The organism is Stenotrophomonas sp. 62841_Sma, assembly GCF_056482945.1.
In genome coordinates this window covers 1,379,599-1,404,064 of sequence record NZ_CM151224.1, presented here as the reverse complement: position 1 = coordinate 1,404,064, position 24,466 = coordinate 1,379,599, and the positions used below count along the sequence as shown (strand labels likewise).

Sequence of the window (24,466 nt, the reverse complement as noted above, 5' to 3'; positions counted from 1 at the left end):
TTGGATGGAAAGCAGGTGGTTCTTTTATGAACTCCGCAGCCTCGCTTCCTTCAGTAGTAGCCGAAAGTATTTTGAAGGCCGCCGCTCCTTCTAAAGTTCAAACCGCTCCATGGAAACGCAGGCTGGTCAACATGTCAGAGGGCCGCGCTTGCCGCTTCTGTCTAGTTCATGGGGATGCTGAGGGCGTGCGCCTGGTCAACTCGTTCTTGCTGCCACCGGCTCTTGGCGGGCAAGCTTTTGATGAGAACCGGATCGTCACTTGCCTGAGCTGTGCGAAGGCGCGAAGCAACCGCGATGTGTTGTCCTGGGACTCGTTCCTCAATCGTGGAACTGAGGAGTCCAGAGCCTCTGTGCTTCAACAGAGAGACGCTGTGCTCAGCACTGCCAGCAATCATTTGACTGCTACGAGAGCCGGTGCGAGCAAGGCTCAGGTTCTCGCCTGCCTGCGGCAAAGGTGGCAACAACCTCGCGTGAAGCTCTTCGCTCATCACAGCGCTGAGCGTGGCTATGTGGGCTGGGCTGTGAGCGGCGGCGAAGATCAGGCCTATGGCGAAGCTGCGGCGATACTTCGGTTTGGCTTCCTTGCTCAGCCGATGGCGAGCACCACTGACGTTGTCGTAATGGAACTGGCGGAGCCAATGTTCCTTGATGCAGTGTGGGCTCTAGTAGAGAACGGAGCGCTTGTTGAGCCATTGTCTCTTGATGATGCTGTCCCTGTGGATCCACACAACTGGCAGCACTGGTGGCGCTACACATTTCATAATATTGATGATCTCGTGCGCCGCAGGCCGCGCCTTGTCGGCAACAACTCGCGCACCAAGGGAACGCTGGCCTACTCACTCGCACGCTTGCGTGATCGTCTCCCAGATGACCTCAAACATCTGAGCGCACGGCGGACGGCCATAGCCGCACCATCGCCTCCTCGCAAGCTTTCCGACAAGCCTTCAGCTATCAGCGAGAGGCAGGCCTATCGCAAACGTGTTGAACAAGAGAGGGAGCGCCAGTGGCGCACTGCACGCGATGATCTCGACGCCTACAAAGAGAGCGTGGCTAGTGGAAACGCCCACCCAGCGACAGCACTGGAGCTACTAGAGATGGAGTTCCATGTTTTAGATCTGTTCGATGCGATCAAGAAGTGGTGACAATAAAAGGCCCCGCGAGGGGCCTTAACTATTGCTTCAAGCCGACTCGTCGTATCAGCGTTCTCACTCGCTTACGTTCCTCAGCCTGCGGATCGTCTGCAGGGCTCACAACGAGCATCTTGTCATCTCTCTTGAGAGCCATTGCACCATAGTCGGCCAGGGCAATCAGAGCCGTGGTGAATGGGAAGTCCTCGCCGTCAGCGGCACCAAAAATATCTTGGATGCTCCGCCTCAGCATTGGAGGGAGCGTAACCATACTTCGGTGATTTCGCTTTCCTTGACGTGTTCTGTAGTCCGGCAGTGCCGCACCTCTCTCTAGAACAAGGTGGACCTTCCTGCCTGCTTTCAAACGCGGCGCGTTGGAGTCATCAAGATCAAAGAATGTAGACCGCTCTGGCTGATCGCCAGCTGCAAGCAGGAAGCTGTCATCAGCTTGTTGAAGTTTGCTCTGGGCTTCTTCAAGGCTTGTCAGCTCTTGCTGCTTGATGCGAGGCCTGCGCGGAGCGTGGACCTGTTGGGCAACCACACTCAGGTCACGTGACCCGGCCCGCGAGCCGATCTTCTTCAAATCGCTAGTCATGCGGCCACCTTCCATAATTTCAGGCGGTCCCGGACAGCCAGAGCAACAGACTCAATTTCGCTTCTAGCACCGCCAATGTGACGACCACTCATGTCAAAGACTGTTCGGCCTTCGGCATAGTAGGCGGCGAAAGCCGCCCTCTCTCTCATAACAAACGCATCGCGCATGGCGGGGCTGGACAACCGCTCTCTGTGCTCTGCGCGCAGCGGGTTGAACCTGTTGGCGATGACCAGATATGGCTTCTGATGCTTCTGTAGCAGAGAAATGGTCCGTAAAAAAACTACGAATGACACGCCATCGAGAAGCGTTGGAACGAGATAGATATCAGCTTCTGGCAAGTGTTCGTTTTCCGGAATCTTAGGTGGCAAGTCCAGGATTTCTACATCAAAGCCTCTGCTACGGCTCCTGCCGACAGTGAACGGCGTTTCATCTGCCAGGGAGGCCCAGGCCAAGGCAGAGCCTTGTGGGTCACAGTCAGACACCAGGACGCGCAGCGCAGGGTCTTGAGCGAAATAGCCTGCGAGATTGAGCGTAGTCGTGGTTCTACCGACACCTCCCTTGGCATTGAAAACACAAATTCTCATCAAATACTCCTTATATCTGGATAGGCAACTAACAATCCAGAAATAGCAGAAGATTGGATTTGCGCAAGCGCCAATTAAAAGCCCCGCAATTGCAGGGCTTCTTTACTCTTGGCCAGGCATCTCATCGCGCCACCCTATTGATTAAATTATTTCAATTTACATCATTAGCGCGACGCTTATATTTTTTTTGACGCAATCCTGCACGCGAAGCAAATAAACACTTGTCGAGATACGAGCCTGCCTGAGGCGCATAAGCTTGATAATCACGACTAATTCTAACGTCGCACTTTAGCGCTGCGAACCATTTGACAAGAGCGGGCGGGAACTTTTTATCACAAACTTCAGCGACCGTTTTACCCGGATTCTTCGTGACGATGATCCTATTGGGACCCAGCGTTCCTTTTCGATACGTCTTGCCCATTGCAAGCACAGGACTAGCTCCGTTTGTCAAAAGAATTTCGACCATTGCATTAAATTTTTCTGATCGCACAGAATCACGATGATTTATTGAATAAAGCCTTGCCGCTACATGTAAGGCACTGATTCCAGATCCAGGTAGCTGGCCGTTTAGCCAGAGTCCTGGGTATGCCCCAGCAGCGAGGCCCGCTGCCGTGATGTTCTGCACCAGGGTTCTGAATGCGTCCACATCTTCTGCTTGAATTGCGGAAATAAGCTTTTCAGTTGTCTGTGAAAGTGTATTTGTAGTCATGATGTTCTCCTTAATTGTGTTGTATTGAGAGGTTGTAAAAGAACGAATGTTAAAAGCCCCAGCGCTCCTGCTGCTTGCGCGCCCTAGCCTCAGCACGCGCCTGCATCTCATCGTGCTTTGCTTGCCGCTTCTCCTGGCGCTCTAAGCGGGCTCTACGCTTCGCTTTTGTCGCGAGACAGAGAGAAGGATCAAACGACTTGTAAGAATCCCTCTCTAGTTTTGGGAATGCCGCAAGAAGCCCTGAGTGATCAAATGAATCTGAAATTGAATTTACACGCATGCTTTTCTCCTGTTTGGTTTAGTAAAAAGGTATTTGTTTGTATACCTTTAAATACATGCAAACAGAAGTCGAGCACTTGTCAATAGGAAATCGACAATTTATTCAACCATTTATTTCAGGCAATAAAAAAGCCCCCAATTGATGGGGGCTTGGTATTTTTCAATGCTCATTATCGTTGAGCCAGACTCTCAGCCCGCTCACGTCTTTGAGCATCTACAGCATCCAGCTTCTGCAGTATGGGAGCAGCCTGGCTTACAGTTGACATTTGATTTACGAGCGACATTTGCTGATCAATACTCTTAGAAGCTCCAGCAGCAAAAAAGACAACTACGCAAACAAATACAAAAACTATTGTGCCATATAAGAATTTTTCTGATGTATACATAGCAGCTCCTTAACGCTTAACGATGATCTGCTTTGCTCTAGCAGCAAAGACCTGGGCGTCCTGGATGAAATCTTCCCTATGCTCTGAATACTGCTTGTCAGAATGACGCTGATGTATACGAGCAATATTCGCAGAGATGATGAGAGCAGATCCAGCCAAAATTAGAAAAAGTTCAAATGTCATACGTTTCTCCTGATAGTTAAATGGGTAGGGGATTACCTATCCATATATTTAAATTAGCTCAATACTGAATATTGTCAAGAACATAGTGCGCAAATGGTTTAATTTATTTTGATTAATATATACCGCGCAGAAAAAAGGCCCCCAATAAAGAGGGCCCCCAAATCACAAATCATTTTTCAATCTATCCTAAGCGAACTGCGCTTTTGCTGACTCTCTTTCAAAGCGCAGCTCTCTTCATCAGAGCTTTTTGGAACTTGGCAAATTAGCTTACGCTCCCTAGCCATGATTTCATCATACTCGTCGGGTTGAACTCTCGCCGAGATGCCTGGAAACTCATCTCTAAAACTTTTCTCTTCCTCTTCCCGCAACCGCAGCTGCCCTTTGTCAATAAACTCATCATCAAAATCGCGAATGACTATGAACTCTTCATCATACCAGCTCTTCAATTCTCTTAAGTCGCCAAGCGTTGCCTCGGTGTAATCAGCCCCATGCCCAATTACAACGTCATATCCAAGCTTACCTGAATCAAACTCAATTACATTGACTCCTATCTCAACATCCTTGAATGACTCTTCCATATCCTCGTAGTCTTCAATATTTTTATGCTGATCTACGATTGCTGAAATCAGCCCAGCCTCTACGGTGTCGGCGTAACTTACATGCCAGTCGCCATCAACATTCACAGCATCCAAGCCACCCGTCTCGACCAATCGTCCCATAATTGCATCCTTATTACTCCACACGTATTCAAAAACATCACGCGCCGGATCGCCCATCCTTTCGGTCAAATTTAATACGTTATCTTTTAGGTTTTCCATATTTTTCTCCTGATTAGTTGATTATGGGTAGCAAATCAGCTATCCATACATTTAAATTAACCCCAGTAAATTACTTGTCAAGCATAGCCGCACGATATTTATCAATGTTTTGCGCCTATTGATTTATTTCCATAAAAACGTAATAATGCAGGCCACACCCAGACAAGGACAGTTTTATGCCAGACTTCGACCATGTTGATGCCACTGACTTCGCTGATGTTGAACGCGTTACGAACTCTGCACTAGTTGATCGTGAGCTTGAAAAGCTTGGAGGCGGCGGTTTTGAAGGCGTCGGCTTTTTAGATGCAGTTCGTCGCCACCTCGGCTTTAGCAACAAGATTGAGAAGATGGATACAGCGAAAAGCATCAGGGTTTACAATGAAATCGTTGATGCGCTGAATTCAATCTCAAAGCCTCGCACGAAAGAAGCATTGATGAAAAAGCTTGGCATGTGAGCCAACGTCCTTAAGGCAAATAAAAAGGCCCCCTCTCGGGGGCTTTCTTTTTTGGATTTATCCAAAACCTGATCTTGCTTTATTGCTTTTGCTTCTCTTCTTGTAGCTGATCTGCAAGAACACTCTCACGCAGCACCTGCCTCACGTAATGTGATAGCGCGATGCCTTTTAGTTCAGCCACTTTCTTAAGTTCCGCTAGGAACCAGCCCTCGACGCGGATAGGCGGTATTTGGCTTGAAAGCGCACGTTGCGGGTCAGATAGACGCGACATGCTGGACCTCGCTGATGAGATTGAACACTGCTGAGCTCGCGACGAACACTGTTGCAAGACCGCAGGCGAAAGCTAGCGGCGGGCGTCCTGGCATGGCCCCTACACTCATCACTGCGTTCTTGGCAACGCAGAGTGCGAAAGCAAAGACTGCGAATGCGGAGAGCACGTTGAACACATCACGGCTTGCGAAGTAGATCACAGCTACGGCTAGCAATATTCCTCCCAGGACATATCTATTTCCGGCATCCAGCACATTGGGATAAAGCTTCAAGAGAAGCCACGCCATGCTGATGCCTGCCAGCACGTGATATGACGCAATTAAGATATTCTCAAGCACATGACCTCCTCCGGATTTATTGCTATACATCCAGTTAAAGGCAATTCGCGCTTTGCGCAAGGGGCTATTGAAACCACATCACAACCAGTGTGATCAGAACGCCTAGCCAACCAATTCCAACCCACGGATTGTGGGTCGATGCGGCCTTTTCATAAGGGTTTCTTTCCATCACAAACGCCCTGGTGGCGTTCCCCGCCCCGTTGCGGGGCCGGTGTTCTTCTCTAAGTCGCGTCTTTCTTTGCGCTCATCCCAGCGTCTCTGGATCCATTTCGCCTGTTCCTTGGTCCGCTTTCTATCGTCTTCATAGACGACGCGGGAAGCACCCGGATCCCATATGTATTGTGGTAGACCATCATCCTCCATTAAAGCCTCCCGGGACGTTTAGGAGCACCCTTAGCTGGCGCTGTATTTTGGCTCAAGCGCCGCAGAAGGCGGGCGTCCCATCGCTGCTGGATGCGTTGGCGGCGGTTCTCAATCAACATCCGATAACCGCCGTTCTCAAGTCTGCAAGTTGTCAATTCAAATCGTTCCCTGACGGACACTACCTCCTCCCGATCAATCGATTGATCAGGCTTTCGTCCAAATGCCCTGGCAACTGCCCCATCTCGTCCCGTATTACAAAGAAGCCGCTTTTAATTAAGTAGCTATTGAAGAAAGAGAAAAGATAGGAACGGAACCCTTCAACATTCCTGTAACCCGACCGCTCTGCGCAGCGTTTTTCTGTGCTCATGTGTGGGAATTGAACAAACTCCCACTTACCCACGTCATCTGAATAAATATAGTGAGCACAAGACCCAGGCAAATTCACAAAAGCCATAATTGCCCTGCTACCCTTGTTGTAGCACTGGCCTCTATCGTATGGATAGAACGTAATCTGCCCCTTTGACTTTAAGCTATCGTGCTCAGCAAGAGCCGCAGCTTCAATCTCCTCCTTAGTTTTAGGCCGCTCCAACTTGGCTGGCGCTGTTTTAATTGGCTTAATCCACTCATTGGCTACCCATCTTTCTGCTAATTTTTTCATTGACATAATTTTTCTCCTATTGTTTGCACCCCCGTGCATTTTAGAAATGTTTTTTAGTTAGCTTACTGCTACCAGCATGCTTCCTGAGATGAAAGCCAGACCGGTGACCGCAACCATCGCTACAATCGCGATCAGTCCGCCAATGGCGTAGAAGAAGGCACCAGCTGGGCTACCGGCGTGAGACCTGCTAAAACCAGCCTTGCGATAGCAGAAGCGGGCAAACAGGAACAGCAAGGTCAGCTGTGTGAGATAGACGGCGATGAAGACTGCGAGATTGATAGCGCTCATGTTGAATTCCTCATTTTCTTGTGATTTCACTGATTGAGTGCGACATGCTTTCCATTGTTATCTGAGCAACTGGAAGAAAGTGATTGGCCAGGGCCATACCTGCCACCAGGATCACTACGTTGAAAAATGCTTTGATTGGTCGTGTCATTGAATCCTCCTGTTTTGTTGTTTATTAGCAATTTTTACTTGCTATACATCATATTTAGCATGAATCCCAAAAGAGTCAACATCCTCGCACATGACATTTGCAAATAAGAAAGGGCCCCAATTGGGGCCCTTATAGCGTTCAAACATCAGCATTAGTAGTTGAAAGTGATTTCCACGTTTGCCCTGTAGGTATCTGGCTTAGGGATGTTTAATGATCTACGGCCCGTTGCGTCGGTGTTAGGTAGGAACTGGAACGTAAGTTCATCTGGACCACCAGTCGCTACTCCGCTCAATGCTTCTCCGTTGGCAACGGTTGACCATGGAGTGCCTCCTTTGTAAGGGTCCGCAGTAAACAGATAGGCCGGAACTTTTTCTCCCGTAGCATCACCTGTGAGTTCTACGAACCCACCTGACCCCACTCCTGCCTCAATGGTATAAGCAGCCCCCTGGTTGCATTCAACATTGATGTAGCCCTCGGGTGAAGTTAGGACAAAGCTCCCACCCTGGTTATCTATCCGCCCTGTTAAAGAGTTTTCAGTCAAACTAAAAATGCAGGATGATTCAACATCAAGTGAAAGCTGCAACTGATCATTTAGGGTTGCGGCACCAGCCGAACCAGCCAAAGCCATTGATAGCGCCAAGGCAGCCGCAATTGAAATTTTACGCATAGTTTTATATCTCCTATATTGGGAAAGGTCGAAAGGCAAGATTCGCCCATCTCCTTTATTTATAGCCCCAATCGGAAGTTTCGCAAGTCACTTCAAGCAAATAACTTCAATTCTATTTTGGAATTCAGGCAGAAGAGCTGGCAGCTGAGCTTTGCAAATTCCTCCATCCGGAAATTCAACTGAAATTTTTTGACCAGGCATAGGAGTCATAAGCACTGCGATACCCTCATGACCGACGATCACCCTTTCATTGCTTGTGATGGCAACAGAAGAAGACCGAACAGGCTCCCCATTCGCCGAAAGCTGTATTTCGACCATGCTCATGCTGGCTACATCAAAGTTGACCTTTGCTCCACCATTTCTACGCGCTGTGTAAGGCATGGCATTGGTTTCTATCCCCACTTCAAACGGAATAGCCGTTGTGTCAATTGATACCCTGGACTGAGCAAGAGGCCTGACATTTGGCAGGACAGCGATACCCCGGCTGTTTGTTTTAACATTGAAACCTCCGGAGCCCGCTACTGGCACGCCCTGCTGCCCTGGGACCTCAACGACTGCGAATGAGCCTGTTGAGTAGCGCTGAGCTGTGACGCCGCCCTCCCCGATCCATAACGATCCTCGTGTGCGAGTGCGGATCTCTGTGCCTCGTTCGTCATCAGTGATCGAACCTCGAACATCCAGGCGTCTTGTCGATGTTGATGCCTCAACCTGGCTACGTGTGCCGCTGTCCCTCTCCTCTAGTGACGCTGACCACCGCACCCGCTGATTTGCGATATCTGCCTGACCTTGAGCGTTGGCCCGAACAGTCAGATCAGTTGACTGGCGAGCTGAAATTGATGCTGAGGCGTTGCCGAAGTTGTGGCGGAACGACACGTAGACCGCATCTTCTTTTGTTTCAAAGTCCCTTCCCACGCCAAACCCAAATTCGCTCATGTTGCTCCTGTAGCGCCCTGCAAGGTCGACTCGTTGACGACTGGCACCTGTTGAGTAGTCGATGCGAGCGGCAGCGAGAGAGAGTGACCATGGCTTGCCAAGTGGATTCAGCGAAAGGCTTCCAGTTGTCGTTGTAGACAGCGTTGAACCAGCGGGCTTGTTGGCTTGTGATAGCTGCCAGTAGTTGTCGCTGTAGCGCGTGTGGCCTACTTGCGCTGACCAATTCCGGGATCTGTATTCGTATGAGGCGGAGAGAGCAGATCCCTCTCCTCTTGCAGAGGTGCTATGTGCCGCTTCAACAGCAACAGCACCCGCAGTGCCCAGAATGATTCGATGTGAAAGGCCAACGTTCGTGTTTGTGCCGTCAGTCTGCATAGTTGCGCCTGCTGTCCAATAATTGCTTACGCCTTGCTCCAACTTCGCAGCAACAGCAGGCGTCCTGTATGTATCACCATCAACACGCACAAGCCCGGCAGCAACGTCCCATTCTCTCTGACCCTTGGGCAAGTTTGAGTTCGTCATGTAGAAGCGCTGGCTAACAACCTCTTCTCTTCCGAATTCGTCGCGGATGACAACACGAACATCATTCGATCCTGGCGACACTGGCACACGGCCAAGATCCCACGGGCCTGCGGCAACATTGCGGGATCCCATCTTGTCGTTGTTGACGAATATTTCTGCAGCACTGCGTGTGTCCGCCACACCGCCTATCAGCGGAACTGGCGTAAATTCCTGATCGCGGCGAAGCATACGATCTGATGCGATACGGACACCGGCAAGATTGACAGTGCCTGTCATTGCAGAGCGAGGAGTGAACACATCGCCTGCCTGGATGGCAACACCTCGCTTCAAATTATCAACGTTCCATGTGCTGATGCCGCGTCTGTAGTCAGTCAAGTGGTTGGTTGTGTTCAACTGCCCCGTCGTGATCAACGTGCCGGGCCCCACGCCAACGCGAGCATCATGAGCACCGCTCACAGCGTAGGATCCAGAGTCATTCGTGCGCGTAGCAATGTCGTAGTTAAGCAGCACGCCCTTTGGCTGCGGATCCACTTCTGTCACTCTCGCTGCGCGAACTCCTGAGAGGTTCTGACGCGTCATCAAGGATGCTGGAGCCGTGATCTTGAAAGCCTGCTCTGCATCATCGAAGGCCACTGAGAGACCAAGATCATCTGAAGAAATGAGGCCTGTTTTCCCCTCCAAGGGAAGCGTCAGGTTCGGAAGTGCTCTCCAGTCTTCAACAGACAAGTAGATGGATGAGTTCTTTGCTTTGATCAGTCGCGCAGGTAGAACCTCTCTCCCTGAGAGGATCACTGATGCTAGGACAGTCGTGTCTTGTGGCTCATTTGCGTTGGCGTCGATGTTGAGGCAAGCAAGAGCCAGGGCGAGGGCCTTGGCTCGATACTTCATCTAACCGCCAGTTCTTGGGCTACGCCATTTACAACTACATTGACTGAAGCGGGCGGTGTTTTCGCCTTCAAATTCAGCCTAAACGTCTGTGTGGGCAACACATAGCCAACAAGCCCATTCTTGATCTCGGCACCCGCTGTCAGGTTTGTAAGCTGGGCTGTGGCAGTGCCCGTGTTTACAACCACTAGGCGGCCTCCTTGCCAGCTTGCCGCTAGCTTCGGTTGCGCGTCCTTGGCCCGCCAGAACCAAGGCGAATCAATCTTTACGGTCTGGTGCAGGCCCGGAAGCTTCGCCACCTCTGGATCTATAATTTCTTGCACACGAACGCGATACGCCTGCTCGTCGCCAGTGCTGTTCGTTTTCAGATAGCGGATGACCTGGCGCTTGCCCGGCTGGATTGTCACAAGGCTGGGTCTGAAGATCAGATCACTGGTTGCAACTCGTGTCTGTTCGCCGTTTTCCACGGCCCAGGCTTCTGCGGAGACTTGATAGGTCTTCGGCGTTGAGTCGGTATTTGTGAGCGCTAAAACACCCGTCTTTTGACTGGGGCTGAAAACGGCAACCACAGGCGATACTTCTATAGCGCCAGCAGCAAAAGACGTAGCAAGTGCGGCGGCCAATACAATTTTACGCATTTATCAAATCTCCGTTTGTATTTAAAGGTATACCTTTCATACAAACAGAGAATTAGAATTACGCAAGTCTAACGTGATCTTTTTTGCCACCCCATGGCCTGACTTTAGGATTATTCGCGCCCATCGACATCAGTAAGTTATCCACCATGGAACGCAGATGATCAGGCACGCGGCGACAATCGACAGGTAAATACAAAAGAACTGATGTTTTCTACGACGGGCAGCGTCCGCTCCTGCTCTCTCCATTCCCGCCCTTTCCATTGCATCCCTTACAGCGTCCCTTACAGCGCCCCTTAGAAATTCAAGATCCTCAGCTGTTAGTGCTTTCCTTTCCTCTTGACTGGAATCACTCATTGTTATTCTCCATTTGTATTTAAAGGTATACCTTTCATACAAACAGAGAATTAGAATTACGCAAGTCTCCGGCGAGCTATGCTGCCATCCCATCACCTGACTTTGGGCTCATTCGCTCTCACTTGTATCAGCAAGCTGAGCAGCAGCTTTGTCTAGATGATCAGCAATGTTGTCTAGATGATCAGCAATGTTGTCTAGATGATCAGCAATTTTGTCTAGATGATCAGCAATTTTGTCTAGATGACGCCCCATTGAGTCATATTTCTCATCTTGCCTTTCCAGCATCCGATCAACTTTAATTGATCCAACGAAATACATTAGTGCCGCAGCAACCGCCAGAGTCAGATAGATTACAAAAAGCTGGGGCTTGTTGTTCATTGTTATCCTCCATTTGCATTTAAAGGTGTATCTTCATACAAACAGGGAATTTTAATTGCGCAAGTTATCTGCTATTACAGGAACAAAAAAAGGGCCGAACGGGCCCTTTTAGGTGGAAATGCATAATACTAAAAACTAAAGATAACACAGTTTTTTAATTGAGGCGTTGACGCTATCGTGCCGAAACCTTCGCACTGCAGTGTAACCTCCTGATCTCTATTCAATCGAACCGCTTGCGCAGCAGGAATATCGCGCGCGTAAACGTCTTCGAAACGGCCACCGCCAACAAAGATGATAAGAGGTTGATCCCCCACACCTGAACGAATTGAACGTATCTGACCCGTCACAAGCATTCTTTTGTGCTTGTATTGCTTGTCAGCCCTCACTTCATTATCAGAATATGCCTGGAAGAGCTCGACGGGTGTGGTCCTTATCGCCACAGATTGAGCCACTGGAGCAACTTCGGAATCCAATCTGATGATCTGGGCTTTAACATCACTACGCAGCGTTAACCCCTTTGCTTTCGCATCCTCTGCTTGCTGCCACGTTGAAAAAGGCCCTAAACGCACACGCCAAGCTGGCCGACCATTAATTACCGCTGGCTCGCTAAAACTCGGGATTTTTGATCTTTTCACATACGCCATTACGGCGTCAGCATCTGCTTGATTGGCATAGGCTCCATACGTGACCGCAAAGTCATTAGATGACCCATCCGCAATTCTGGAATTGCTCAGGCCCTGACCTGCGCTAGCCAGGGGCAAAGCTGTCAGGCAGGCAGCAAGCAGAACTCCCTTAAAAATATGTTTCATCTTCACTCCCGATCCATCGAATTCAAGATGATAGCGCTACAGGGCGAACCCAAGCCAGCACAATTATTTCCAATTTATCGACTCATCTGCGTTGAATCAGTGTAGGTTACGACTCGCAAACAACCAGCCAGGGAGAGTGTTATGCGAACCGTCATTTCCTTTTGCATTGCAACAGCATTCCTGTCGTTCACGGCCCATGCCAAGCCGGGCCTTGGTTGCCAGGACGCAATCAAACAGGCAAAACATAGTCAGATCGTCTGGAACTCAGCGTCGCCGGAGCTACCGGCGACGGAGCATGTAGACACGTCTGCGGGCCGATTGATGCTGGCAGCGGGAGAGGATGGGTTCACTGCCCTGTCACTCAATGGCAAGCATGTCCAGGTTCCATCCAGCGCCGCTGGAACGTTGGCCTATGGGCAGGTGTATGACCTGGGCAAGCAGATCCTGGTGGCAGCGTTCGTGGAGCGACCTGGTGACAGTAGTGCGGTTCCGAGCGAAGTCCAGTTGCTGTTGTCAGGTGATGGGAGCGTGCTGGACAGCGCAGTTCACTCTGGGACGGCTCCCAGCAAGGATTTCTGCTCGCGAGCTGAAGGCTAATATCCGCACAATCCTGCTGGTCGCATCTACAATGCGGTCGGGCCAGCGAGCCTGTGTGCTCATAGAAGAAAAGGATGTCTCTTGAAGATTGCGAAATTTTTAATTATTGCTGCCGCGCTAGCTCCCGGCGTTGCAATCGCAAGGCCGAGCTACTTGATGTGCGAGCTTGTGAGCGCACCTAAGTATCAGCAATTTACTTCACAGCGCCAGAAGGACGCGTTCCTAGCTGGCATCCTCGACAAAGGAATGATGGGTTTCGTTGTTCCACCATCTGCGACCTGGAAAATTGACCTTGATGCAGGTCAGGTCGAGGATCTTGAGAACGGGCCACGCTGGGCAGTGAAGGACCTCAAGGTAACGGAGGGGTTCATTGAAGGAAAAACACAGTTCGGAAGTGAATTCCTACTGAGCCGCGTTACGGGCCAGCTGTCGTATATCAAATACTCTGGAATAGATAGCTTTGCCCTGGAAGGGATCACCGTTCCCACCTACGGCGTTTGGGTGTATCAATGTAGCGCCACTGACGAAAGAGTTGTATAGCGCCATATCCAGATCAAAAGAAAAGGGGCCCAAGGCCCCTTTTCTTTTGCTTGGTGTTTGCGCCACCTGCGCAATAAGCGTTTCCTTTACAACGGCGTCACCACAGCTTGCTCAGCCTCGCTTTCACTCACAGCTTGAACGGGACGCTCGATAACCGGCCAATTCTTCAAAGAGTAATCCCTATGGGTTCCATCATATTTGATTACGTCAAAAATGATCCGCTTGAATGCCTCGTAGCACTGGAAGAACCCATCAAGGTGGGTCTGCGTTGCATCACTGGTCGGCTCTAGAAGCCCGCCGTGCGCCGCTTTGTTCCGCACTTCGTCCCAGGAATCCAACATCTCTTTAGTCAGGACTCCGTTAGCGATTAGACGACGAAATGCGACCTTCAATTTGGGCAATTTGCTGTTCTTCAGAGAGCTTTTCAGCACGCCAAGCGCCCTATCGTCTACTGCAAGATCGCTCGTGGAAATCTTTTCGATAGCATCTTCAAGAATGGTTACAAAGCCCTGATCAATGTCGGTGTCAACATGATAGAGGGTGTTGATAAGGCCTTCGATAGAGGATGCGATGACCTGAACGCTGTTTTCCATGTCATTTTGATATGTCTTCAAAATTCGATGAAAATAGTGATATAGAACCTCTTGAACATCTCTAGTTGTGGACTCGTGCGTAGCCCTGATCCACAGATTCAGAAACAAGTTCCAGTATCCGCGATACACCCATTCCCTCGGAATGAACTCAAGCAGTCGGCCACCCTGAGGCCGCAACCCCTGAGGCAGAATGCTTATTTGCTCCCTATCCCCCTTGATGTGCCAACTGCAGGAAGGCACGGGTGATTGACCAGCGAGCAAACTGATACCCGTCAAAAATGAGCGGCTATTTTTTTCAAACTCATGCGCGAGCGAGTTGAACCGAAGCTCGACATTGCCATGATGGTCTTTGATCGCTTCCCAGGTCCAATCTTCGAGCTCACACTTGAATTTATCCTCGTGCGGACGAAATGGGAGCTTTAATTCACCAGTGAAATACCAGCCACAGTATTCCTTTCCGTTCTTGTTCTCGTGGACGGAGCGCTCTGTCTTCAAATCGCTTAGTGAGGCAGTTATTTTTAAGCTATGGCTGTGGCTCTGGTTGATCAGTTGACGCTCAGAAATCCACTCTTGCCCATTATGGTCGTGGCCTTTAATTGAAAACAGACCTGCATCCCCTATCAGCTTTCCAGAGACATAATTGTCAAGAATAGCGTAAGGGTCGTAAGGACCTTCTGTGCCTTGACACACAAGAACAAATTCAAGCTCTCCGTTCTTGTTTTGAGAGACGACCCCGACACCTTTGAAGATGATCGGATCGTTGTCAACGCATTGGGTTACTTGACAGTCAACGAGCTCCAAACGAAATTCGCCCGACTGCAAATTGTCTCTAACCTGTTCGAACACATAGCCCCCTGAAGGTTCTTTAGTGACTAGCGCAGTGATCTTACGTCAAGCCGCGAGCCGATGCTGCTAGTAGGGATGACGGCGGTCATCAAAGATAGCGAACATCGCTTCCAGGTTGTTGGGATCGGGTGTTAGCCAAGCATCATCGAATTCCGATCACAGTTCCAACTTACGGCGTTTGGATCTATCAATGTAGCGCCGCTGGAGAACGAATTGTGTAGTGTGATACCCATATAGAAAAAAGGGACCAAGGCCCCTTTTCTTCAATCTTTGTGCCACCCGGACCAGCGGAACGTTTCAGCGATCTTCGATCCACACGCTCCATTGCGCCAAGGATCGTTGGGATTTTTCGTTACGCACTGCACCCTCTTAAGCGCTCCATCATCGATGTTCCAGATGACGCGAAGGCTATATGGGATTTTATCAGCTGACGCATCAATAGACGTGTCAAGCTCTGTAATGTAGACAATGTGTCCAGATTCTTCGACTCGCATCGTGCTCGCGGTAACCTTCACCGCGCTGACAGCAGCCTGATCTCCCCCGGATCGCGTAGATACGTTGTCCTTGATTTGCTGGATGTAGTGCCCTTCAATCAGCCGTATTGTCTCGGGCGTCACGGTAGCATCGAGCTTGTCAGGCGGAAGTAGCTCTACTGTGGAGTTGACGATAGGCAAGCGCTCTTCCGCTACATTCTGCGGCGAGCTGATAGGAGCCGCCGCTCTGGCTCCTTCATGCTGTGGCTGGACTACATAGCCCAGGTAGGCTCCTCCCAAGATCATGACAACCCATGCAATGACCCGACTCTTGATCATGACCAAAGCGGCAAAAATCAAGGGGATCAAACTGTATCCCAGCCAGTGCGCGTAGCTGAGCGTGAGCATGTGGAACCCGGATCCGAGCGGAGCAAACCCATGCGCAATTCCAGCAGCTACATAGGCAACGAATGGGCCTAATATAAGAAGCGCAAGATAGTTCAGCGTGCGAACCGGCATGCGCCGTTTCTTTACTGCGGTATCGTCCATGTGTCCCCCTGTGAGATGACTTGCGCAGGGATCTTACTTCATGCCGCAAGCCGATGCTCATAGTAAGGATGACGGCGGTCATCGAAGATAGCGAACATCGCTTCCAGGTTGTCAGGGTCGGGCGTTAGCCAAGCATTCGCGAATTCCGATCACAGTTCCAACTTAGGGCGTTTGGATCTATCAATGTAGCGCCACTGGCGAGCGAATTCTTTAGCCTGATACACAGATAGAAAAAAGGGGCCTTAGGCCCCTTTTTAATAGCCCCTACTAACTGGCGAGAAAAGGCTTACCTCCGCTTCATGCCTTCAACAAGACCGGGAGCCTCATCTGCTGGAACTTGCCCATCCCAGCACAGTGCCTTCTCATCGTGCAGATAGGCCTTCCCATAGTCATCCTCCGTCCTTGTTGGCTTTTTATTAACCACAGCCCACAGGAATCGACAACTACACTGATCAGCCGCATCTTGATCACTGATTTTTGAATAACCCTGCTTCCGTGCGCTTTCTTCATAATGAAGGCAAGATTTGACAAAGGGTGTATCCAAGACTTCTTCAGGAGTCATCCCATGCTCGTCTCCTCCCCATTTTTTTGAGGAGCCGCACGCAGTGATCAACAAGAAAACGACTGAAACGATAATAGCTCTTTTCACGACAGTCCATATCCCCCAATATAAAAGCACAACACAATTAAAATTTACAATCAGAAGGACGGAGCGGCCTTCTTCTTGCGCTCAAGCTCGTCCTTGGTAAATTGCAACGCTCGCGGCGTAAATACAGATATATAGCCAAAATCGAGCCTATTCACCATTCCTGAAAAATTGACCTCAAAGGCAGGCAGCTTCCATACAGCCTCATGCGAGCTAAAGGAAGCCCCCATCCTATTCTCCATAACATCTTCCTTTAGAGAACTAGGCTTGCCAAATTTATCTTGCAGAGCACGCAGCAATGCGTCCTGGTATTCCAACCCAGCCGTCCCCGCATCAACACCCTCAATCACACCATTGACGACGACCAAAGATGTTGAATTAGCCCTCACCCCTGCAGGGCGTTTGCTGCCATCTGCCACGAAATCGACCTTGAAACTCCCTTCTGTGTCCAAGTAATCACCTGGCTTACCCTTGAGGATGCTGTGTTGCCAACAAGGTCTTACAGGCTGGTCCATGTCAAAAGCATAGCCCGATGAATACCTGGCTCGATCCGCCTGACACTCTGGAAGATCAAACTTAGCTCCAATTTCAATGCCCATAAAATCCGCACCGTGGACAACAACTGGTGATATCAGCGCAGAAATTATTGCAGCCATCTTCATTACTTTCACCACACCCCCCTTTTTAGGATCCCGAGCCGCTTTGCGGCATATCATCAAAGATGGACCAGTCATTACCCGAGATCGCGGATACAATCTGCTGGTATGTCAGCGGCGTTGCCGACGACAAGTTCCAAGTCCATATCAATCCCTCTTGAATTTCAGCTGCCCTGCCAAGAGATATTTGACCACTGGTGGCGGCGATCACGAGACCTTTTCGCACCTCCTCATCCACCGCGATTTTCTTTAGTTCTTTGAGGTAGAGGTGAGCTAGCGAATAGTCAACCAAGCCGGGAGCTTTCTGCTTCCCAAGCTGCTGATTAAGAGCGTAGAGCTCCAGAATGAGAGGTATTTCAAGCTCGATCTTTGCCAAGTTTTGCTTAGCGTTAGAATGGCCTTGAGCAGCGGCTAGTTCAAACCATTTTTGTGCCTGCCCAATATCTCGCTTACAGCCCAGGCCTTGATAGTGGAGAACTCCGAGATTGAACTGCGCGTTGGCGAAGCCTTGCTCTGCAGACTTCCCATACCATTCGTGGGCTGACTTGTAATCGAGGGCAACACGCACTCCTTTACCGTAGCAGAAACCGACTTCGTTCTGAGCTTCGGCCTCCCCATCAGCAGCCCTTTCCAAAAGCACCTGGAATGCTGAATTACTCTTCTGCCTAGCCAGGGTGCTGGTGTTCATCGACGCGAAGTCAGGATCCGGCTGTTCTCGGCCGCGAGCAATAACGGCATCCACGTCCTCGTGAAGCGCACGCGATACTTCTGCATGGTCCTGAAGAGTTATCGTGGTGCCCCCGTCCCGCTCTCGCAGAAAAACGGCAAAGTAGGCCTTCCCGTTGAGCATAATTGAAGCGGATGCCGACTCATGATCTGAGACCGTGCAGCCCTTAGATACCGCATAGGACCGAGCAGCTTCGTAGTAGAGCTCAGGGAATGTAACCATCTCCCGCTTTGTGACTATCATTCCGCGAATGCGTCCCTCCACGGCTTCTTCCTTCCGTGTGTGCCGAGAGGCATACAAGTATATGAGATAGCCTACAAGACCCAGCCAGAGCGGCGGAAAGAAAAAGCCAAGCACTAATAGTATTAGGATGACGACGATCATTTTTCTGTCACCCAAACAGTTGGTGATGCATTGCACCACAGTGCGAAAATACTTGAAGATCCCATGACATTCCCCCGACCCTACGATTGAGACAATTGTAGTGGGAATGTGAAGAAGATGGTGTCAGAAAATTCTTACACCCAGCTTTGATCCAAAAAAAAAGCCCGCCAGTGGCGGGCTCTAAGTGAAACAAACTGGCTAGATTAGGCAGCAGGCCACTTCTGGCCGGGGTTGGCGTCACGCCACTTCTTTGCCTCATCCGACTTTTCCCACTCCGCAAAGGTCGTGGGGGTGCGGCCACGGCCACTCCAGGTGTCGCCGTTCGGCAGCTTGAACTTGGCAGCCACCGGGCCACGGGTGCCTGCATTCGAATTGGACGAACCGGCCTTACGGCCAGGACGCGAGGCACCGCCAACAAAACGGGCGATTTCGTTCTTCTGGCGAGCATCGAAGTAATCAGCGAAGTCAGACAGCAGGCTCACGATGTTTGCGTGTGCGCTTTCAGCTTCCGCCTGAAGCTCCTGCTTTTCCTGAGCTTCAATTTTCTGGAGTTCTTCCAGCAACTTCTTCTTCTGAGCAGCCAGGTTATCCAGCTTCTTACCCTGAGCTTCCGTCTTCTGTGCCGACATTGAATTACCCCTTGAGAAATTAATTACGATTTAACCACACCCGAATCGTAAAAGGTCGCAACAGGGAAATCAATAGGCCAAGAGCTATTTTTTAAAAGAAATATGCAATTTAACGATCAATTAAGGCGAAGGGCGTCAAGAGAACGCCTCTGTTCCTCGTCTACAAGTTCAAGCGATAGAAGGTAGAGGCCCGCTGGCTGAATTTTGATGATCGTTGATCCGGGCATGTAAAAGATAAGGCCGGCTTCGTCAGCGGCTTCCAGGGCGGCGGCGCAATGTTCTTCATCTTGCCCCGCCTCCTCCATGAGGTATTCCAACAGAGTTCGTGGAGCGGTAGAACGACGCATCAAATAGTCGAACTTGCGCCACTCTGTGATTGTCTTATGACAAGCACGCAAAACCGCACCTGGACTGATCGCGGGAAGGCATGTAACACCATTACCCTCGAAATCAAATGAAAGTTGAAGACTCATAATTACCTCCCTGGATAACCGTATTTAAACGTATACCATCAGGCTAATTTGGATTAGCGTCTTGTCAACCTGTCAGATGACCAGCTCAACACCCCTGCTCTTAGATCTTTGCTTGACGACCAAGACTGGTGGACTGTCTAGCTCAGCGGATTTCTCAAGCGGCTTTGTAGGCTCGTGCTCATACTTTGCAACACCCAAGTGAGTAGCAATAGCCTCAGCGTCTTTTGCTGCTAATAATATTTCGCGGGGATGTTCCTTTAGGATCTTGATCCATGACGCTATGTAAGCGACATGCTGTCCTGGATCGTGCCCTATACCAAGTCGCTCGCCTATCATCATGGACGCCATTTCCGCACGCAGCTCTTCTTTTGCGTAGCTCTCACTGCCGAATGCCCCTGTTAAATCGCGGTCAAGACGGGATTCATGCCCTGTCCAGTGGCCCAGCTCATGCAGTGCGGTGGCATAAAAGTTATCAGTTGACTTAAACGCTTCACGGGAAGGCAAATGAATGCTATCTCGATGCGGCGAATAGAAAGCTCTATCGCCACCATCGTGTCGAATTATTGCACCTGACTCCCTTAGAAGCTCATCACATTGAGCATGGCGCTCGGCTTCTTTAGGCATCTGACGGACGGGCGCTGCGGGCATTCCCTCAATCTGATTTCCATTAAAGACTGAGAACAGTATGGGGATCATTCGCTTTTTCTGAGCGGGATCAGCCTCCTCGTCTTTTTCCAAGGCCTCAATCCATTTGACGCACGTTGTTGATTTTTCCCCTTTGCGGACATGGCAACCAAGATCCGCAGCTTGCTTGAATGTGAGCCAGCGGTCGTCTGTGTATCCATTTGCTCCCTGCATCATCAGCAACATCATGGCATTTGCGCCGGAGTATCCCTTTCCTGTGATTGCGTTGTAAGGCATCCCCTCGCCATGCCCTGGCGATACGCCAGGCTTCCACGGCCTAATCCAAGGAGCTGTTCCTTCCTGAAGAGCTGCAATCACGCGGTCAGCGTATAGCTGCGCATAGTCATCATATTTCGTCGCCGTGCTGCCCCTCGCTATATATTTCTTCTTAGCAGACATGCTGACCTTCCACTTCGATCAAAACACCGCTATTTATCAACTCCTGAAGATCGTGGAAGGATACAAGGTGAATTCCTGTGTCGTTGCCTGTATAAACGGACGCCGTGTATCCCGATGCTGCGGGACGCAGCAAGTAGCATTCGCTAGCAGCAAGAGCATCAGCGACGCTTATTGCATCCTCATCATATGCCTCTTGAACAAATCCCATTGAACCCTCATCGTTTAATGCCTAGCAATAACTATGCGGCACTTTCGAAAGTTAGCAATAGGACATTGACAAAATCCCCCGAGCCATCATATTAATTTCGTAATATCTTAAAATTCCCAAAATGAACTTGAAGATATTATGGAATTACTTGGTTTTTTTAGACTTCTTCGAAGGTCGTTTCGGTGGTGCCCGAAACTTCCAAATGGAACATGCAAAGCCCCTCCCAGGAGGGGCTCATCTCTTTATTTGACGAAAGCAAATATTGGGGCTATTCATAATACATGAACATATCAAATATTTATGAAGCACTGGTTTTTGGAATAGCTTTCGGGCTACTCCACTTCTCTCTTGTGTGGTTTTTCATAAAGTCACTCAACGATAGGCACTTGCTAGTGTTCGCGGCCGCCGCGTCCGTCGTTAGTGCCATTGCGGGAATTGCAGCGTGGATGATGAGACCACTGGCATTTAGCGATTCGCTGTTGGACGCTCACATAGTGACGTGGTTCGCAGTGCTGGCGATATGCGTTGTAGCGTCAACCATAAGCCGCTACAGACAGCTGAGCATGCAATGAAACAATCAGGTAATTCACTGATTGAGTTTTTGCTCGTAACAGTTGTGATACTGGCGGTAACCGCAAGCATTCTGGCTCTAGCAGGTCAGACTGACAAAAAGAGGGTCAATGAGGAGCTAAGCGACTTAGCGACTCTGACCGCCACTGCAGAGCGAGCCTTGGGATTGCCACAAGGTCACTATGAAGGGCTGCCTGGCAAGCTGATTGACGAAAAGCTTGTGCCAGCAAAAATGGTGGACTCAGCAGGCCACTTGCAGAGCAGATGGGGGCCAGTGATCCTGGTTCCTATCGATGTAGGCGCGAAGCGCCTTGCGGGCTACAGCATCACCTACACAAACGTTCCGTCGCCTGCGTGCCCACTACTTGTCAAAGGTGGCCCAAAGAACAAACGTTCGATCAGAGTTGATGGTGTTGAAGTAGGCACCTTCGGAAACATCAATGCAACTGCGCTTGCGCAAGCCTGTTCCAAAGAGACGGTAGAAATCACCTTTGAACATCATCTCAGTGAGCCGGGCAAGCGTCCCCTTTAGGTCCATTGCCCTGCCTCTGCGTCTGTGAGCTTTTCATACTGCTTCGAACCCAGGATTTCCAGAGCGCACTTTGCTTCATCGCCAGCACTTGAAGGCTGATAGCAGATCATTCCAGAATGCACCATTGCTTCCCAAAACGCCGCTTTGTTCAATACTTCTGATGGCTTCATAAGCGATAGCTCTACCCTCTTCTGGCTCCAAGCCTGATATGAAGCGAAGACAACACTGCGCTCAACTTCTGCTTTGTCACTAGAAGAAACTTGCTCTGTCGTTGCCCACTCCCTGATCTGCTCAGTGGCTCGCCCGCAGATCATCACTTCATAGAAGTCTGCTTGCTTACCTCCTACCCTGCGATTTGATTTTTGAGCCGGGTTGACCAGCCCAGCTTCTGACATACCGCGCCAGAATTGCCTTGGTGTGAGAATTTCAGCGGCTTGATACCCCTGAAGACCGCACCAGGCTTCATACCCTGCGTAGATTTCTGTCAGCTGCACCCAGTGCCCAGGCTCAGACACAACACGCATTTCATCTGCCCAGGCACGGACACTGTCAGAGCCGTTGCGAGCTCTCTTCTTAGCGGCTCTCGCAGCTTCAGGTAGCTCATTGTCGGACAGGGGACGACCGCGAGCTACAACACGCCTAGCCCCTTCAAGCATCCAGTCCAAAACCAGCTTTCCTTCAGTCTCTAAAATGGTTTTTTGGAAGTCAGGGATGCGCTCGCTCTCAGGGATGACAACGTTCCACTGCACGACAGTAAGACGACGCCACACACCATCTGATTTGTCGCGAACAAAGGGCGCACTGTTGCTGGTGATCAGCCACTTCGCTTTAGAGTGATAGCTAGCGAGGGCTTTTTCATTTTTACGATCAATGCCGATGCCATTGCCTGAAACGAGGGTTTTGAAGCGTCCTTCTGCCCAGCGCTCGCACTCAACCTCATCAACGAGGATCAGGCTTGCGCCCACGAGTGGTTCAAGACTGAAGCGATCACCCAACGCTTCTAGACTTAAGCGAACAGACTGCCTGTGCATCGCTTCAACGAGCTCTGCTAATGTGGATTTGCCTGAACCGGCAGCGCCATACCACCACGCTGCTTTCGAATAGTTTCCTGGCAACAGGGTCATTCCGCATTGTTCCTGGACTAATGCGCGAACTTCAGGATCAGGCAACGCACGCTCCAGGAACTGCGCAAACAGTGAAGTTTTAGGCAGTGAAGTGGTGTTGTAAGGGCGGTGTCCTGAAGCACCACAATTGATGCGCACTGCATGTGTCATCCCCAGCGCTGGATCTGGCTTCAACGCCTGAAATCCTGTAGGCAGAACTTCAATGTAGTAATCAGCGCAAGGAACAATCGCGCGCTTGTCGCTCGGGACAGGCAGGGGGTTTAGGCTTCTCAGATCAACAGTTGCATGATCCCAGCATGATGCGGCCCTCTTCTGACTTACAGCGTGTTTTGCGTTGTTCTTCAGCCATTGAGAAGCTACGCCGACTCCCACATCTGTGCTGACAGCCTTCCAAAAAGTTCCGTCCCATTTGTGAATTATTGCTCCTGAAGCTTCAGTGGACTGGCAAGCCCATTTCCCAATTTTGCCAGATGAGATTTGGGATCCAAAAATATATTCGAGGGATGGAGGCTTGACCTTTCCTCGCGAATCTAATTCGTGAGCACTAACCCACTCCTTTTCGACCTTTTCCCTTTGCTTTATTCTCGCCTCTTCCAAGGAGACCGTATTTGCGTCGTTTGGGTCGTTTGCGTCGTTTGCGTCGTTCTCCATGGCAACGGTCGCACGCGCTGGCGCACCGCGCACACGTGAATAGCGCCTGGTTGGTTCAAAGTGTCCTGAGGTGTTGACAGAACTCCCAACTAATGGAATATTGTCTATACGCATGTTTTCTCCTTAAATCCCTCGCCCTGCCAGGCGGGGGATTTTTTATTGATTAATTGGGCAGCGCAGCATCTAAAATGCGCCTGATTTTGTCGCTTGTAGATATAGTTGACCGCTGGGCCTCGGCCTGGAGTCTCAGCGCCAACGCACGTTCTAGCCGCAGATTGATATGAACATCCTTGCGAACTGGAACTTTCGCTCCGCCAGCGGAATTCTCTTTATTATTTTCCACAAAAGCTCCCGTATTACAGTTGGAATACACTCAATAAAACATAACTCCCAATTTCGTCAATAGGCTCTTTTATTCTGAAAGATGCCTGCTGGCCTTCTAAGGCTAAAAACAGAAGACCAGCAGAAGACCAGCAACAAAGACCAGCAGCTGAAACCATTGGTATATAAGGGTTTTGAACCAAATATCATCCTCTGCTGGCCTGCTGGTCTTAGAAATGCATATTTTTCACTGCGCATATTTGCTCTACATGCATGCATATAGAAAAAGTGGAATCAAAGGCCAGCAGGCCAGCAGAGCCAGCAGCAACTCCGAAATCCGTTGCGGGACAAGGCTTTCGGGCTGCTGGTCTTCCTGCTGGTCTTCCTGCTGGTCTTCGTTTTGCCCGCTAGAAGACCAGCAGAGAAAAACAACAAAAAAGCCCCCATTTAGGGGGCTTTTTAATCCTGTTTTGAAAA

The 24,466-nt window shown here is 50.1% G+C and carries 28 protein-coding genes and 1 pseudogene; 5 read left to right on the top strand and 24 right to left on the bottom strand.

The window, feature by feature from the left end:
• The first annotated feature begins 26 nt into the window (after positions 1-26).
• Complete coding sequence (locus ACZK5G_RS06610) at positions 27-1,142, top strand: hypothetical protein (RefSeq protein WP_478465752.1); 1,116 nt, start codon at positions 27-29, stop codon at positions 1,140-1,142.
• A gap of 28 nt (positions 1,143-1,170) precedes the next feature.
• On the opposite strand, the gene ACZK5G_RS06605 is transcribed toward ACZK5G_RS06610, so the two are convergent.
• The 5 genes from ACZK5G_RS06605 to ACZK5G_RS06585 form a co-directional block, all read right to left on the bottom strand.
• Positions 1,171-1,722, bottom strand: coding sequence for a hypothetical protein (locus ACZK5G_RS06605; RefSeq protein ID WP_478465750.1), 552 nt, complete (start codon positions 1,720-1,722; stop codon positions 1,171-1,173).
• Positions 1,719-2,306 (bottom strand): ParA family protein, encoded by a 588-nt coding sequence (locus ACZK5G_RS06600; protein ID WP_478465748.1) that lies wholly within the window; start codon positions 2,304-2,306, stop codon positions 1,719-1,721. The genes ACZK5G_RS06605 and ACZK5G_RS06600 overlap by 4 nt, the downstream gene beginning before the upstream one ends.
• Before the next feature lie 151 nt (positions 2,307-2,457).
• The gene (locus ACZK5G_RS06595; protein ID WP_478465746.1) at positions 2,458-3,015 is read right to left on the bottom strand and encodes a hypothetical protein; all 558 of its coding nucleotides are present in this window, start codon (positions 3,013-3,015) and stop codon (positions 2,458-2,460) included.
• 674 nt (positions 3,016-3,689) lie between these two features.
• Positions 3,690-3,863, bottom strand: a complete 174-nt coding sequence (locus ACZK5G_RS06590) for a hypothetical protein (protein WP_478465744.1) — start codon at positions 3,861-3,863, stop codon at positions 3,690-3,692.
• A gap of 176 nt (positions 3,864-4,039) precedes the next feature.
• Entirely contained in the window at positions 4,040-4,681 is a 642-nt protein-coding gene (locus ACZK5G_RS06585) for a hypothetical protein (protein ID WP_478465742.1), read from the bottom strand.
• Between the two features lie 176 nt (positions 4,682-4,857).
• On the opposite strand from ACZK5G_RS06585, the gene ACZK5G_RS06580 reads away from it, so the two are divergent.
• Complete coding sequence (locus ACZK5G_RS06580) at positions 4,858-5,136, top strand: hypothetical protein (protein WP_478465741.1); 279 nt, start codon at positions 4,858-4,860, stop codon at positions 5,134-5,136.
• A gap of 254 nt (positions 5,137-5,390) precedes the next feature.
• Here the strand turns inward: ACZK5G_RS06580 and ACZK5G_RS06575 are convergent, their stop codons facing one another.
• The 9 genes from ACZK5G_RS06575 to ACZK5G_RS06535 all read right to left on the bottom strand — a co-directional run bounded on the left by ACZK5G_RS06575 (position 5,391) and on the right by ACZK5G_RS06535 (position 12,387).
• Positions 5,391-5,744, bottom strand: a complete 354-nt coding sequence (locus tag ACZK5G_RS06575) for a hypothetical protein (RefSeq protein WP_478465739.1) — start codon at positions 5,742-5,744, stop codon at positions 5,391-5,393.
• A gap of 541 nt (positions 5,745-6,285) precedes the next feature.
• Positions 6,286-6,771 (bottom strand): hypothetical protein, encoded by a 486-nt coding sequence (locus tag ACZK5G_RS06570; RefSeq protein ID WP_478465737.1) that lies wholly within the window; start codon positions 6,769-6,771, stop codon positions 6,286-6,288.
• A 51-nt stretch (positions 6,772-6,822) separates the two neighbouring features.
• On the bottom strand, positions 6,823-7,053 hold the full coding sequence (locus ACZK5G_RS06565) for a hypothetical protein (protein WP_100468013.1): 231 nt from the start codon (positions 7,051-7,053) through the stop codon (positions 6,823-6,825).
• Between the two features lie 10 nt (positions 7,054-7,063).
• Positions 7,064-7,201: a hypothetical protein gene (locus ACZK5G_RS06560; RefSeq protein WP_157806575.1), complete on the bottom strand. Its 138-nt coding sequence runs from the start codon at positions 7,199-7,201 to the stop codon at positions 7,064-7,066.
• A gap of 151 nt (positions 7,202-7,352) precedes the next feature.
• Positions 7,353-7,907 (bottom strand): Csu type fimbrial protein, encoded by a 555-nt coding sequence (locus ACZK5G_RS06555; RefSeq protein ID WP_157806574.1) that lies wholly within the window; start codon positions 7,905-7,907, stop codon positions 7,353-7,355.
• A gap of 48 nt (positions 7,908-7,955) precedes the next feature.
• Positions 7,956-10,211, bottom strand: a complete 2,256-nt coding sequence (locus ACZK5G_RS06550) for a fimbria/pilus outer membrane usher protein (RefSeq protein WP_478465735.1) — start codon at positions 10,209-10,211, stop codon at positions 7,956-7,958.
• Complete coding sequence (locus tag ACZK5G_RS06545; protein WP_100468011.1) at positions 10,208-10,846, bottom strand: fimbrial biogenesis chaperone; 639 nt, start codon at positions 10,844-10,846, stop codon at positions 10,208-10,210. The genes ACZK5G_RS06550 and ACZK5G_RS06545 overlap by 4 nt, the downstream gene beginning before the upstream one ends.
• Positions 10,847-11,308: 462 nt before the next feature.
• Positions 11,309-11,578 carry a hypothetical protein gene (locus ACZK5G_RS06540; RefSeq protein ID WP_478465733.1) on the bottom strand — a complete coding sequence of 90 codons (270 nt, stop codon included), beginning with the start codon at positions 11,576-11,578 and terminating at the stop codon, positions 11,309-11,311.
• Between the two features lie 128 nt (positions 11,579-11,706).
• Positions 11,707-12,387, bottom strand: coding sequence for an SPOR domain-containing protein (locus tag ACZK5G_RS06535; protein ID WP_157806572.1), 681 nt, complete (start codon positions 12,385-12,387; stop codon positions 11,707-11,709).
• Positions 12,388-12,528: 141 nt separating this feature from the next.
• On the opposite strand from ACZK5G_RS06535, the gene ACZK5G_RS06530 reads away from it, so the two are divergent.
• Both ACZK5G_RS06530 and ACZK5G_RS06525 read left to right on the top strand, forming a co-directional pair.
• Positions 12,529-12,984: a hypothetical protein gene (locus tag ACZK5G_RS06530; RefSeq protein WP_100468009.1), complete on the top strand. Its 456-nt coding sequence runs from the start codon at positions 12,529-12,531 to the stop codon at positions 12,982-12,984.
• 81 nt (positions 12,985-13,065) lie between these two features.
• Entirely contained in the window at positions 13,066-13,524 is a 459-nt protein-coding gene (locus ACZK5G_RS06525) for a hypothetical protein (RefSeq protein WP_100468008.1), read from the top strand.
• An 86-nt stretch (positions 13,525-13,610) separates the two neighbouring features.
• Here the strand turns inward: ACZK5G_RS06525 and ACZK5G_RS06520 are convergent, their stop codons facing one another.
• The 9 genes and pseudogenes from ACZK5G_RS06520 to ACZK5G_RS06480 form a co-directional block, all read right to left on the bottom strand.
• Positions 13,611-14,963: a hypothetical protein gene (locus tag ACZK5G_RS06520; protein ID WP_157806571.1), complete on the bottom strand. Its 1,353-nt coding sequence runs from the start codon at positions 14,961-14,963 to the stop codon at positions 13,611-13,613.
• Positions 14,964-15,226: 263 nt separating this feature from the next.
• Positions 15,227-15,985 (bottom strand): hypothetical protein, encoded by a 759-nt coding sequence (locus ACZK5G_RS06515; protein WP_478465730.1) that lies wholly within the window; start codon positions 15,983-15,985, stop codon positions 15,227-15,229.
• Positions 15,986-16,023: 38 nt separating this feature from the next.
• Positions 16,024-16,131, bottom strand: a pseudogene (locus tag ACZK5G_RS06510) (SOS response-associated peptidase family protein); the annotation flags it as partial.
• Between the two features lie 140 nt (positions 16,132-16,271).
• Positions 16,272-16,634 carry a hypothetical protein gene (locus tag ACZK5G_RS06505; protein WP_478465729.1) on the bottom strand — a complete coding sequence of 121 codons (363 nt, stop codon included), beginning with the start codon at positions 16,632-16,634 and terminating at the stop codon, positions 16,272-16,274.
• A gap of 50 nt (positions 16,635-16,684) precedes the next feature.
• Positions 16,685-17,293 carry a hypothetical protein gene (locus ACZK5G_RS06500; protein ID WP_180855484.1) on the bottom strand — a complete coding sequence of 203 codons (609 nt, stop codon included), beginning with the start codon at positions 17,291-17,293 and terminating at the stop codon, positions 16,685-16,687.
• A gap of 22 nt (positions 17,294-17,315) precedes the next feature.
• The gene (locus ACZK5G_RS06495) at positions 17,316-18,398 is read right to left on the bottom strand and encodes a tetratricopeptide repeat protein (protein WP_180855485.1); all 1,083 of its coding nucleotides are present in this window, start codon (positions 18,396-18,398) and stop codon (positions 17,316-17,318) included.
• 203 nt (positions 18,399-18,601) lie between these two features.
• Positions 18,602-19,027: an H-NS family nucleoid-associated regulatory protein gene (locus ACZK5G_RS06490; RefSeq protein ID WP_100468001.1), complete on the bottom strand. Its 426-nt coding sequence runs from the start codon at positions 19,025-19,027 to the stop codon at positions 18,602-18,604.
• A gap of 116 nt (positions 19,028-19,143) precedes the next feature.
• Entirely contained in the window at positions 19,144-19,500 is a 357-nt protein-coding gene (locus tag ACZK5G_RS06485; protein WP_478465726.1) for a hypothetical protein, read from the bottom strand.
• Positions 19,501-19,572: 72 nt separating this feature from the next.
• The gene (locus ACZK5G_RS06480) at positions 19,573-20,583 is read right to left on the bottom strand and encodes an ArdC family protein (RefSeq protein WP_478465725.1); all 1,011 of its coding nucleotides are present in this window, start codon (positions 20,581-20,583) and stop codon (positions 19,573-19,575) included.
• A 776-nt stretch (positions 20,584-21,359) separates the two neighbouring features.
• Here ACZK5G_RS06480 and ACZK5G_RS06475 point away from each other — a divergent pair.
• The gene (locus tag ACZK5G_RS06475; RefSeq protein WP_478465723.1) at positions 21,360-21,893 is read left to right on the top strand and encodes a type 4 pilus major pilin; all 534 of its coding nucleotides are present in this window, start codon (positions 21,360-21,362) and stop codon (positions 21,891-21,893) included.
• Here ACZK5G_RS06475 and ACZK5G_RS06470 read toward each other — a convergent pair.
• Positions 21,890-23,782, bottom strand: coding sequence for a DNA primase family protein (locus tag ACZK5G_RS06470; protein WP_478465722.1), 1,893 nt, complete (start codon positions 23,780-23,782; stop codon positions 21,890-21,892). The two genes, ACZK5G_RS06475 and ACZK5G_RS06470, sit on opposite strands and share 4 nt — an antisense overlap.
• Positions 23,783-24,466: the final 684 nt, after the last annotated feature.